Raw genomic sequence first — 12,458 nt, forward strand, 5'->3', positions numbered from 1 at the left:
ATAATGAGAACACCATGTATCCAAATCAAAATTATACTGGTATGCATGGCTTACTTGTGCCATCAACTAACATGGGCGCAATCAGATGACATCAGGTTCGAACGTCTTAGCGGCAAAGGCTTATCACAAAACACGATAGTTTCCATTACCCAGGATGAAAAGGGATATCTTTGGATTGGAACACAGGACGGGCTTAACAAATTTGACGGCTATCAGTTTACTGTTTACTCCAGTGAAGTAAATAACAGCAACTCTCTTATCCATAATTACCTTAACAGTGTGGCGCTTTATAATAAAGATCACCTGGTTATAGGCTCTGCGGGAGGCCTCGATATCTTGAATATTGAAAGGGAGGAGTTCCGGCATTTTCACACACATAATGGTGAGCAACTCCGGTTTTCAGCGAAAGGGGTGAATTCTCTCTTTGTAGATGAAAACGAAATACTGTGGCTGGGGTCCATCAACGGATTATACCGAATAGACTCACTAAAAGGGGAGATGCATCACTTTACACATAAGGGTGATGATCCGGAAAGCATCAGTAATAACAATGTTACCTGTATCACAAGAGCTAGTGACGGCACATTATGGGTGGGCACTGAAAATGGACTCAACTGGCTTGACAGGTCGGGAGAAGTATTCCACCGGTATCAAAATGATAGCATTAACCAAAAACTCACAGATAACTACATTACTGCTATATATGAAGACAGACGTGGGAGAATATGGGTTGGTACTGTTAATGGACTGAATCTATACAAGCCTGCCACCAACGAGTTCGAACATTTTTTTGCTGATAAAAAAAATAGCAGCAGCCTGACTGACAGCCGGATAACTGTCTTGTTTCACGATAGCAAAGATCATTTCTGGGTGGGTACCAGAGATGGCCTGAACCGGTTAGTGGAAGTTGATAAGGGAATCGAATTTTTCCATTATAATCACATTGAGAATGACCCTAACACACTGAGCAATGGTTGGATATCATCAATTTTCGAAGACAGGACCAATGTGCTTTGGGTAGGAACATACTTTGGCGGACTCAATAAATATAACCTGGAGGGTAGTAAATTCAAAACCACCAGGCACAATCAGGAGGATCCCAATACCATTTCTAGTAAGATTGTCCGTGGCATACTAAAAGATGCTGAAGGTAACGTGTGGGTTGGCGCTAATCCCGGACTGAGCAAGATCGATCGTAAAACAGGTAAGGTAACTCGCTTTTTTCATGACCCAAACAATCCCAACAGCCTGCCGGATGACCAAATCAGGTCGTTGTGTTTTGACAATAACGGACTATTATGGATAGGGACCCGTAACAAAGGGCTTTGCACATTCAACCCTTCGACAGGAGTGTTTACCACTATTCGACACTCCCCCAATAATCCATACTCTTACAGTGGTACTGATGTAAGAGTGATATATAAGGACCGTCACGGAGACCTGTGGCTGGGGTCTGACGGACAGGGGTTGTTTCACTATGAAATGTCAACAGGCAATTTTTACAATTACAAGCCGAAAAATGATAACCCGAATTCCATTAGCAGCTTATATGTATACTATGCTATCCGTGAAGATCATGATGGTAATTTATGGGTGGGTACCTGGGAGGGGCTGAATATGCTCAATAGAAAAACCGGTGAGTGGAAAAGATATCTCCATGATCAAAACAATGCCAGTAGCCTTGCTGATGACTATGTAAAAGCTGTGTTAATAGACAGGAACAATGATGTATGGATAGCCACTGCCGGAAAGGGGCTGGATAAGCTCGTTGACCGTCAAAAAGGAATATTTGAACACTATACTATAAAGGACGGCCTGGCTAACAACCATACATATGGACTTCTGGAGGATAATGATGGCAATATATGGATAAGTACTAATAACGGGCTGTCAAAGTTCGACCCGGCTCAAAAGTCCTTTAAGAATTATGAAAAGAAAGACGGCCTGCAGGATAATGAGTTTAATTCGGGAGCCTTTTATAAAGCTGAAGATGGCGAGCTTTTTTTTGGAGGTATTAATGGTTTTAATGCTTTTTTTCCCGAAGAGATCGAAGATAATCAGTTGCAACCACAAGTGGTAATCACTGACATTCAGCTTTTTAATAAATCCGTGGGCATTCGGGATACTTCCGCTCAACTTTACCTCGACAGGCATATTTCCTATACAGATACCATTACGCTGGATTATGATCAAAAGGTAATATCATTTGAATTTGCATCGCTTCATTATTCTAATCCCGGCAAAAATCAATACGCCTATATGATGGAGGGCTTTAACGAGGATTGGATCAATACCTCCGCAGACAAGCGCTTCGTGACCTATACTAACCTGGCTCCGGGAAGGTATACATTTAAAGTAAAAGCAACCAATAATGATGGAATTTGGGCAGAGGAACCCGCGAAACTCGCGATTATAGTTACACCACCTTTTTGGTTGACCTCATGGTTTATCATCTTGTCTGCATTTTTACTGGTAGGGTTGGTATTGAGCATTCACAGCTTCAAAGTTCGCAATATTAAGCGGCAGAAGCGAATACTGGAAAAACTTGTGGCTGAGCGAATAGAAGAGCTGGATAGTAAGAACAAGCTTCTACATGAACAAAATGATGAGATACTGGCATCCAATGAAGAGTTGGAAGCTATCCAGGATGAAATTGTGGCTCAAAATGAAGAGCTGGCACGTCAGAAACAGGAACTGGAAAAGTCTTACGAGGATATCCGTACCATAAGCGAAATAGGCAACGAAATCGCCTCAATGCTTGATTTTGAAAAGATCATAGAGCGGGTGTATGAGCATGTAAATAATTTGATGGATGCTACGGAGTTTGGCATTGGTATTTATAATATTAATGAAAAGACCATTCATTTCGCATTGTATATTTTTGAATCCAGACGCTTGCAGGGTTTCACAGCCCCTGTTGATGTCGACAGGTTCACAAGCTGGTCGATCAGGAATAAGAAGCCTGTGTGGATAGGTAATGTTCAAAATGAATACCACCACTACCTAAAATCCCTTGATGAATTTGAAAATGACAGCACCCTGCTTGAATCCATCATATGTATTCCTCTGATAGTGGAAGGCAGGATAATGGGTGTGGTGAGTGTGCAGAGCCCCAAGCCGAATGCTTATAGCCAGTATCAGTTTGACATGCTCAATGCCCTGTCCACCTACATCGCGGTGGGGCTTGACAACTCTAATGCCTATAAATCACTGGAAGATAAGATCGAGGAGAGAACGCGTGATCTGAATAATACATACCTGGAATTGTTGGCGGCCAACAAAAATTTTGATGAATTTACCTACCGGTCAGCGCATGACTTGCGCGGGCCTGTGGCCAGGTTGCTAGGGCTTTGCCACCTTGGTAAACTGGAAGTAAATGACGCCACCGGACTTAAATTTATTGAGTACCTGGAGAAAGTTGCATTCGAAATGGACCGGATGCTTAGCCGGTTGTTGCGAACACATCAAAGCAAGAAAAGTCAGGTTAGCAAAGGGTTTATAGATATTAAAAAAGCTCTCGATGATATATTGCAGTCCATAGCCAAAACAGACAAGATTGAGGATATTTCATTTGATATCGAAATAAATCCCGAAGTGAGGCTCGAGTCAGACCAGGCGTTATTCAGTATACTGCTTGAAAATGTGCTCCAAAATGCGGTGAGATATCAGGCCCCGGAAAAAAATGAAAAGAAGATCATTGTCCGGGCCTGGCGCGATCAGGATGAGAATCAAACAGTTATTTCGGTTGCTGACAATGGTATTGGTATACCCGCTGAGCAGCAGGCGAAAGTTTTTGATATGTTTTTTATAGGCACGGAAGCTTCCAAAGGATCAGGGCTGGGCTTATATGAAGCTAAACTAATAGCAGAAAAGCTGGGAGGAGAGATAGTAGTGGAGAGAAGTGACGGTGAGTGTACGGAGTTCCGGATCTTTATGAACTGATGTTGACATGGTCAAAAAAAGCGTTGATCCGGCTACTATGGCCAAACCAACACTTTTATTTTAAGTTAGCCTTTGACTGTCTGAGGGTTCTCTGCTGTTGCGGGCTCAGATACTTCTGTATTGGCAACAGTCTCCTTGAGACCGTGTCGCTTGCGCCAAACTCTTATCTGGCCGCCTTTCCCCATCCAGAATTTCAGCCTTGCAGGATCAATGTTACGCTTAAAAAGTGTAGCACGCAGCATATCCGACACCTGAAGCTTAAAGCGCTTAAAGCTGGGTACCCGTCCGAGCTCCTGATATGCTCTGATGAGCATCTGTGACATTTCCTTATTGACATAGTCAGGTTCTTTTCTAAGCCGCTCCATGTAAATAGGTTGAGGACCCACATCGTGATAGTTCTTTTCGTCCCATAGAAATTTTAAAGAGGTAAGTGACGGAACTATCTCAAATGTCATTTTGGCCTTTTGCGCATCGCGGAAGAATTCTGTTCGCGGATAGGCATAGGTTTCGTGTATGTCCTTCCAGTACCCGATCGTGTCCACTACACTCTTTTTATGGACAACCGCAGTGGCCTCAGGGGGCCGGGGCAGGTCTGGTAGTAGTGGAATATCCGCTTGTGAATATGTAAATGAATACACCCATTGCATAATAGAGAATACAAAATCAGCGGATGTAGCTTCAATGTGCCTGATATTATCCTCCAGGTGATTGGGCAGCCAGATATCATCATGATTGAGGTAGGCAATATATTTGCCTTTAGCTCTTTTTATACCTTCATTGTTTGGCTTTGATTGGTAGCCGCTGTTTTTTGGCAGGTTGTACCAGTTCACACGTGGGTCGTCCAGGTATTTGGACACCACCTGTTCGGTATGGTCTGTACACCTGTCACCCACAATCCATACCTCAAAATTTTTAAAGGTTTGCCACATGCAACTTTGGATAGCATAATCCAGGGTGTCAGCGCGGTTATAGGTAGCGATGACTACGGTTACAAGGGGGTGTTCATATTTTTCTTCTTTCATGTCTGATTACAGCGGGTTTTCAACTTCGATACTTACTTTTTCGGCATCAGCAATGATGAGATCCTTCTTATCATTATTTTTTGGAATACATTCCAGCGCTTTAAAGTATAGTTCAAATGAAGGATCATTGCTATCGAAATCTACGTCTTCCAGGTTTATTCGTTCATCTTTGGCAATGGCACGCTTTAGTTTTATACCCTCAGCCAGACAAATCGGTATTCCGGGGTTACCGGTGTTATCAGCCAGATTTTCAATTAGTCCGTAAGCAGCATACCCTCCCATGCCATCCAGCGCCTCACCAGCTTCAAGATCACGTTTGGCATAGGCAAACACATTCGTTTTCATACCATAGTTAGGTTGAAGCCTGGCTGATCCGTCCAGGTAGGCTTCTGCCACACATGCCATAGCCTCTATGTGTCCAAGGTGGTAGGGTCTGTAGAATAAGTAGAAAGGTCCCGGCCCCATGTTAGGAGGGAACCAGTCTAAAGTATATTGCTGAAATTTTTCCTCCGTATAACCTATTGCGAATACGCCACCCTTAGGCTCAGCGCCCAACACATAATCTACCACCGGCTTTTTATCTTTGTAAATCTCTTCAAAATCATAGGCATCGAAAATATCATAGATGCTTTTGATCTTATGACCATACATGCCAGGAATGGCAGTTCGCAAATCCAATGCATTAGCCAGTACGGCCATTTCCACACATAACTTGCTGCCATCAGTATATGAAGAGCACATTTTATGGTCCAGATTTCTTTTATCAGCCTCAGGAATTATTTTCGTTGGATCAGTATACCTGTCCATAAAGCCTTTCATATTACCCGCCATCACCAGATCAAAGCCCCAAAGGTCCATTTCATCTACCAGTGTTTTGATCACAGTAGGCTGATCGCCATCGGCACAGGTATATACCACACCTTGTTCATTGGCCTTTTGCAGCAGATAGGGACCATACATGAGTTCAGCCTCATAATTCATCATGACTATATGCTGGCCTGTAGATATACCTTTCAAGGCATGATGAGCTCCTTGCAATATGGCATTGGAAGATTCTATTAGAACATCAATAAGCGGAGAAGAGGCTAGCACCTCGCCCTCCTGGCATACAGCCAGTTTACCACCTTCAATACATCGATTAAGTTCACTAACACTGCTAACTACTTTATAATCAATATTTAACCATTCGGCACACTCAATGGCTTTATCAAGTTTAATATCAGATATAGCCACGGGTTTTATGCCTGGTGTGCGATACGCCTGATAGACCAGGCCTTTACCAATGGAGCCGATTCCTATAATAGCTACATTGATGCTTTTTTCAAGTTTGTGAAGACGTTCAGATAGAGTCATGATTTTTAAGGTTAGCGTGATTTCGAGCTAATATAATAATTTTTGCAAAAAAATGCACAAATTTAAAGAGGCTAATTTTCGTTTTGTCGCCATATTTGTTCTTAACCAACAACTAAATCCTTCTGAATGTTTTGATTCTAAATGATTATTCTTTCTTCATTGATATATACAATTTATAATGATTTTTGGGTTGATATTTTCTAATTGTAACATATCTGACCAATGCTTCTTGAGTTGTTTTACTCTTATGTGTAAACATTGTGTGGAAGAGAGGGTATCAACAACTGTGTAGTAGAGAACCACAGGTATTTCTGAAGATATACATTAAATCAACTCTCTGCTAAGCCAGTTTTGGGCATCTTTAACCGAATCGAACAATTCTATTTTAAACTCTTTTTCGCGAATGCCTGTGGAGATTTCCTCGATGGCAGCCAGGTTAAAATAGCTGGTAGGTTTTACAATAGCCAGTGTGCGAAAGCCAAACCTCATGGCTCTTGGAAGGAAATAGTTTTGTAGCCATTGCTGATCTTCTTTATCAATAAGCAGCATGTCTTTAATATTTGCCAATACTTTGGAAGTACGGTTTTCTATCAGCAGGTTAAGCATCATTTCTGTGCCTTCACGAAAATCTATACTGGAAACATAGCCCTCCCAAAGCATTGTAACCCATTGATTCTGAGAATCAAATTGAATTTGATAGATTTTGTCTGTTTCACCAGTATGCATATGCACCCAAAGTTAGAGCTTGAAAGCTGGTTAAAAGATATGTTTCAAGTAATAGAATTATCCTGTAAAAACAAACTCCTTTTTATCGAAAAGGTTTCACAATAACTTAAATTGAAGATATTCGTAAGTAACACTTGTTGCTCAATGGCGTATCAAACAATGAAAAAATGATCCTGTATATTAAAAATATGGTTTGTGACCGTTGCAAAATGGCGGTGACTGTTGCGTTAGAGAAACTGGGCTTACATCCTGAAAATGTCACGCTGGGAGAAGTAAAATTGAAAGAAGAGCAGTTGACCGATAGCCAGCAACAGCGGCTGCATGCAGCATTGCATGAATTAGGTTTTGAAAGAATAGAAGACAGGAAGGCGCGTATGATAGAAAGAATCAAAAACAAGATAATACAGGTAATCCATAATTCGGGTCAGGTCAGCCAGAAGTATAACTGGTCAGATGTACTGGCTGAGGAGTTGCATTATGACTATAACTACCTTAGCAATTTGTTCTCTTCGGTGGAAGGCCTGACTATTGAGCAGTTTATCATACGACAAAAGATCGAACGGGTAAAAGAATTACTTTTCTACGATGAGTTAAGCTTAAGTGAGATCTCCTGGAAATTGGGGTACAGCAGTGTGGCTCATCTTTCTTCTCAGTTTAAAAAAGTTACAGGCATGACGCCCTCACATATGAAGAAGTCCCGCCAGATGGAGAATACCAGAAAGTCTCTTGATGACGTGTAATAACCCTTTTATCTAATCCATCGGGGGCTGAAAAGGTAAGATGGTATGCAACGTGAGTGATCGGGCGGGGGCGATACCTGTTTTTTTGACTATCCATACCAGGCAGTTTACAGTTACCTTTCACAGTTAAAGTTTACAATTTCCAGGTGTTGGCTTGTTATATCGAACCCACGTTAACTTTAGGGTTTCCTTTTTATAAGCAACTGATTTAATGGTTTTACCTGCTTCTTTCTTAAAGTACTTTAGCAGTATAAATAGCAAAATGACAGCGAAAGAAGAAGTTTATCATGTGAAATGCCAACCCGGACTTCACAAGCCCTTGCTCCGACCAAGCGGCTACGTGAAGGCGAGCTTGATCTTGATATTTTCTTAAAGCCACGTATAGTTTTCTTACAAACACTAGGTAGGAATCTTGTAAAGCATTGAAGGAATTATGTAAAACAAATCGGTCAGAGACGAGGTATAATTGTAGTAGCAAAACAAATTACTGCTATGTCAACAACAACTATAAATAAAATGCCGGATAAACTCCAGAGGCAAACATTTCCCGTGCTGGAAATGTCATGCGCGGCTTGTGCTGTGAGTGTCGAATCTTCGCTGAAGGCTGTGTCAGGAGTAGCTGACGCTGGTGTCAACTTTGCTAATCAGTCTGCATGGGTCGAATATGATGATAATCATGTGCAGCCATCAGATCTTCAAAATGCTGTCCGCGCTGTTGGCTACGACCTTGTGATAGACACTGTTGATCCCCAGGCACTGCAGGCAGAGGCCCGGGAGAGGCATTATAATGAAATTAAAAGAAGAACTATATGGTCATCCGTACTTTCGGTTCCTATTGTAGTGATCGGAATGTTTTTTATGGATATGCCATATGCAGCCTGGATATCCTTTGTGTTGGCTGCTCCTGTAGTTTTCTACTTTGGGCGGGGCTTTTATGTGAATGCCTGGAAACAGGCGAAGCATGGTAAGGCCAATATGGATACTTTGGTGGCGCTATCAACGGGCATAGCCTTTATTTTCAGTGCTTTTAATACTATTTACCCGGAGTTCTGGCATGCACGCGGCATTCACCCTCATGTGTATTATGAGGCGGCAGCCGTCATCATTGCTTTTATTTCGCTAGGCAAGTTGCTGGAGGAAAGTGCTAAATCGAAGACATCATCGGCTCTGAAAAAGCTCATGGGCCTGCAACCAAAAACAGTTAGGGTCATCGTGGAAAATAAGGAGCAGGAGATACCTGTTTCAGCAGTACAAGCAGGACAATTGATCGTTGTAAGGCCGGGAGAAAAGATACCTGTAGACGGTGAGGTGGTTTCTGGAGGATCTTTTGTGGATGAGAGTATGATCTCAGGAGAACCAATTCCCGTAGAGAAGAAAGCCGGGGAGAAGGTTTTTGCCGGTACAGTTAATCAAAAGGGCAGCTTTCGGTTCGAAGCGCAAAAAGTAGGGGGAGATACTATTCTGGCGCAAATCATCAAGATGGTGCAGGAAGCCCAGGGAAGTAAGGCTCCCGTTCAGAAGCTGGTGGATAAAGTAGCCGGTATTTTTGTGCCTGTAGTTATTGGTATTTCAATAGTTACATTTATAATATGGCTACTGGTGGGAGGTGACGATGCCTTTACACATGCCCTGCTTACATCGGTAACGGTACTGGTTATTGCTTGTCCCTGCGCTCTGGGACTGGCCACACCTACTGCTATTATGGTTGGAGTTGGGAAAGGCGCTGAAAACAACATATTGATCAGAGATGCCGAAAGCCTGGAACTGGCTCACAAGGTAGATACCGTAGTGCTGGATAAAACGGGTACCATTACCGAAGGGAAACCTGTAGTAACAGATCTTGTATGGTCGAAGCATGATAATATTACTTTAAAAAAGATCCTTTATGCTCTTGAATCTCAGTCAGAGCATCCATTGGCAGAGGCAGTGACAGATAAGCTCAAAAATGAGGATGTCGAAGCGATGGAACTGCAGAATTTTGGAAGCCTGACGGGCCGGGGGGTAAAGGGCGATTTCGAAGGGCAGACGTTTTTTGTTGGCAACAGAAAACTGATAGAGGAAAATGGTATAACCGTAAATAGTGATATAGATAAGCAGGCCCGTGGGTGGCAGCAGGAGGCTAAAACAGTAGTGTATTTTTCAGATAGCACGGAGGTGTTGGCGTTATTGTCAATTGCAGACAAGATCAAGCCTACATCCGGGGCGGCCATCAACAAACTGTATGATAGAGGCATAGATGTCTACATGCTTACCGGTGATAACGAGCAAACGGCCAAAGCTGTTGCCGGTCAGGTAGGCCTGAAGCATTATAAGGCAGAGGTGCTGCCGGCAGACAAGGCGGAATTTGTATCTGCTCTTCAGCAGCAAGGCAAGGTAGTGGCCATGGTTGGAGATGGTATTAACGATAGTCATGCCCTGGCACAAGCCGATGTAAGCATTGCTATGGGCAAGGGCTCTGATATAGCCATGGATGTCGCCAAAATGACCTTGATCACTTCAGATCTGCAATCAATACCAAAGGCATTAAATTTGTCCGATAAGACGGTAAGAGGCATCAGACAAAACCTGTTTTGGGCCTTTATCTATAACCTTATCGGCATTCCGATCGCTGCCGGAGTACTCTACCCTTTCAATGGCTTCTTGCTTGATCCGATGATAGCAGGGGGCGCAATGGCGCTAAGCTCTGTATCGGTAGTAGCCAACAGCTTACGGCTACGGAAAGCAATGATTTAATACTTGCAAAATGATAACTTCAAAACTTATAAATATGAAAAATCTAAAATTCAAAACTAACATAAAATGTGCGGCATGTGTAGCCAAAGTTACCCCATACCTCAACGAAGCGGTGGGAGAAGATAACTGGAAAGTGGATGTTGAAAGTTCTGAAAAGACGCTGACAGTAGTTGACGGAGATGAGGTCGAGGTAAAACAAGCCCTTGAAAAGGCTGGCTACCGGGCTGAAGATAGTGAATCAATTTAACAATCACCACACTACCTACCCATTGCGCGGATATATGTCATCCCCGAGACTTCTTTGATAGCTCCGGGGTGACATTTTCTTTTATTACTGGCGGTAAACTATTTGAAGGTCGATTAGTTTTATAAACAGGGTGTGAGCAATAGTCGGGAGTCTTCGTTTATACACTTCGGACTTCCGGCTTCAGTCTTCTGGCTATCTCAATACTCAATACTAATATCTCAATACCATACATATGCGGTTAATAAGAATTGATGAGAAGGATCATGGCAAGGAGATATTCAGGATATTTCCCATGCAATGGTTTTTGGATGTACTGGAGAATAAGCGTCTTACCTTCGTTAAGCCCAGGCTTTGGAAAGATCCTATGGACCGGCTGATATTTGAATATTATTTTCACGCTCCTGATGAGAGCAAAATAAAAGTGGAGTGCCGTGATGACTATTTTGCCCAGTGCTGGACCTTGAAATATGAATCTCATGCATTATGGAGTGAATATGCACCTTTACATGATGGAGTAAGGGTAAAGACAACCATAAAAAAACTTATAGAGCTGTTTCGAGAGCATCCTCTTAATAATAAGGATCATTCGTGGTTTATGGGTCAGATAGACTACCTGCCCATAGATGACATCAAAAAGTGGATAGGGAAGGAGCTGCCCTACAAAAATGTGGAGTATCATTCTCCATTAGGGCAGGTACATACTTTACTTATCAAACTACATCAGTATAGTCATGAGCAGGAAGTAAGGATCATATTTAATTCAAATGGCGAAAAATCCATTAGAAATTCCGAGCTATTCTGTGGACTAAACATAGAGCCGCTTGAATTATTTGACAGGCTTTTGCTTGACCCCAGGATGCCAGAGAACATATACCAGGTGTATAAGGAGAAATTTATAGCATACGGTTTTGATGCGGACCAGATCATACGGTCCGAGCTTTACGATGAGGAGCTACTCAAGCAAAAGCTACTTCAGAATGCCAAGTAGCGGCTTCCGTGAAAATGTCGATCTCTTGCGGACTACGAATGAGGAGCTTTGGATTTCGATTAAGACAAAAACAATAAATCAGGTCATCTGAAAAAAATCAGGATTTCCCTTATCAAAAAAAAGCCCGAAGCAGAGCAACGGGCCAGGATGAAAATTTTCTGTTCAGACTTTGTACTGTCAACACGAGTCATCGCTGCATATCTGCGCACCTTGTGACAGGCAGGCTATTTTCACGGATTCTCCTCCGCAATAAAATCCTGACCATCCTCCTTTGGCAGTAGCAAAAGACTCATCTTTCAAACGAGTTACAAAACTCTGCACTTTCAATTGCTCTAGTTCAATTTTTTTCTTTTTCATTATTGAAAGTTTTTAGTTGGTTTTAGCATGAGCTTAAAGATAGAGATTGACTGTTGATAGATATAACTAAAAACATTAAAATTCTTACATATGTACTGCTTATTGCAAACATTGCAGGAAAGACGAAGGCTGAACCGCCCTGCTATTTTGTTGTTTTTATCCTGTTTTTTCTATAACCAAATTAGTATATTAACGTGAGTTCGATATAAAAACGTTGATATATTTTAATGAAAATAGGTAGAAAATTAGTACATTAAGTTATTGACAATCAACTAAATAACTAAAATTCTGCCTATGTTATTTGCTTCTAAAATTACCGAAATTTTTTGTTCTATTGATGATTTCTGCCT

Annotated in this window: 9 protein-coding genes; 5 read left to right on the forward strand and 4 right to left on the reverse strand. The window is 42.0% G+C overall.

All coding sequences use genetic code 11. The features are described from left to right. Positions 1–45: 45 nt before the first annotated feature. Positions 46–3,942, forward strand: a complete 3,897-nt coding sequence (locus C900_RS10470) for a two-component regulator propeller domain-containing protein (protein ID WP_009579815.1) — start codon at positions 46–48, stop codon at positions 3,940–3,942. A 65-nt stretch (positions 3,943–4,007) separates the two neighbouring features. Here C900_RS10470 and C900_RS28335 read toward each other — a convergent pair whose 3' ends face one another. From C900_RS28335 to C900_RS10485, 3 genes are all read right to left on the reverse strand, one after another. Beyond that, positions 4,008–4,964 (reverse strand): glycosyltransferase family 2 protein, encoded by a 957-nt coding sequence (locus C900_RS28335; RefSeq protein ID WP_009579816.1) that lies wholly within the window; start codon positions 4,962–4,964, stop codon positions 4,008–4,010. Between the two features lie 6 nt (positions 4,965–4,970). Continuing rightward, on the reverse strand, positions 4,971–6,317 hold the full coding sequence (locus tag C900_RS10480; RefSeq protein ID WP_009579817.1) for a homoserine dehydrogenase: 1,347 nt from the start codon (positions 6,315–6,317) through the stop codon (positions 4,971–4,973). A gap of 324 nt (positions 6,318–6,641) precedes the next feature. Then, positions 6,642–7,043, reverse strand: coding sequence for a hypothetical protein (locus C900_RS10485; protein WP_040496435.1), 402 nt, complete (start codon positions 7,041–7,043; stop codon positions 6,642–6,644). 167 nt (positions 7,044–7,210) lie between these two features. On the opposite strand from C900_RS10485, the gene C900_RS10490 reads away from it, so the two are divergent. The 4 genes from C900_RS10490 (at position 7,211) to C900_RS10505 (ending at position 11,751) form a co-directional block, all read left to right on the forward strand. Beyond that, entirely contained in the window at positions 7,211–7,783 is a 573-nt protein-coding gene (locus tag C900_RS10490; RefSeq protein WP_040496436.1) for a helix-turn-helix domain-containing protein, read from the forward strand. A gap of 492 nt (positions 7,784–8,275) precedes the next feature. Continuing rightward, positions 8,276–10,516, forward strand: a complete 2,241-nt coding sequence (locus C900_RS10495) for a heavy metal translocating P-type ATPase (RefSeq protein WP_009579820.1) — start codon at positions 8,276–8,278, stop codon at positions 10,514–10,516. A gap of 34 nt (positions 10,517–10,550) precedes the next feature. After that, positions 10,551–10,763 carry a heavy-metal-associated domain-containing protein gene (locus C900_RS10500; RefSeq protein WP_009579821.1) on the forward strand — a complete coding sequence of 71 codons (213 nt, stop codon included), beginning with the start codon at positions 10,551–10,553 and terminating at the stop codon, positions 10,761–10,763. 232 nt (positions 10,764–10,995) lie between these two features. Beyond that, on the forward strand, positions 10,996–11,751 hold the full coding sequence (locus tag C900_RS10505; protein WP_009579822.1) for a DUF2971 domain-containing protein: 756 nt from the start codon (positions 10,996–10,998) through the stop codon (positions 11,749–11,751). Between the two features lie 177 nt (positions 11,752–11,928). Here the strand turns inward: C900_RS10505 and C900_RS10510 are convergent, their stop codons facing one another. Continuing rightward, complete coding sequence (locus tag C900_RS10510) at positions 11,929–12,108, reverse strand: pinensin family lanthipeptide (protein WP_009579823.1); 180 nt, start codon at positions 12,106–12,108, stop codon at positions 11,929–11,931. Positions 12,109–12,458: the final 350 nt, after the last annotated feature.

Source organism: Fulvivirga imtechensis AK7, from assembly GCF_000331535.1.
In the GTDB taxonomy this organism is placed as follows: Bacteria; Bacteroidota; Bacteroidia; order Cytophagales; family Cyclobacteriaceae; genus Fulvivirga; species Fulvivirga imtechensis.

Coding starts and splice junctions, on each gene's coding strand:
- C900_RS10490 (WP_040496436.1), top strand. CDS start 7,211: ATGATCCTGTATATTAAAAATATGGTTTGTGACCGTTGCAAAATGGCG.
- C900_RS10500 (WP_009579821.1), top strand. CDS start 10,551: ATGAAAAATCTAAAATTCAAAACTAACATAAAATGTGCGGCATGTGTA.
- C900_RS10480 (WP_009579817.1), bottom strand. CDS start 6,317: ATGACTCTATCTGAACGTCTTCACAAACTTGAAAAAAGCATCAATGTA.
- C900_RS10495 (WP_009579820.1), top strand. CDS start 8,276: ATGTCAACAACAACTATAAATAAAATGCCGGATAAACTCCAGAGGCAA.
- C900_RS10470 (WP_009579815.1), top strand. CDS start 46: ATGGCTTACTTGTGCCATCAACTAACATGGGCGCAATCAGATGACATC.
- C900_RS28335 (WP_009579816.1), bottom strand. CDS start 4,964: ATGAAAGAAGAAAAATATGAACACCCCCTTGTAACCGTAGTCATCGCT.
- C900_RS10485 (WP_040496435.1), bottom strand. CDS start 7,043: ATGCATACTGGTGAAACAGACAAAATCTATCAAATTCAATTTGATTCT.
- C900_RS10510 (WP_009579823.1), bottom strand. CDS start 12,108: ATGAAAAAGAAAAAAATTGAACTAGAGCAATTGAAAGTGCAGAGTTTT.
- C900_RS10505 (WP_009579822.1), top strand. CDS start 10,996: ATGCGGTTAATAAGAATTGATGAGAAGGATCATGGCAAGGAGATATTC.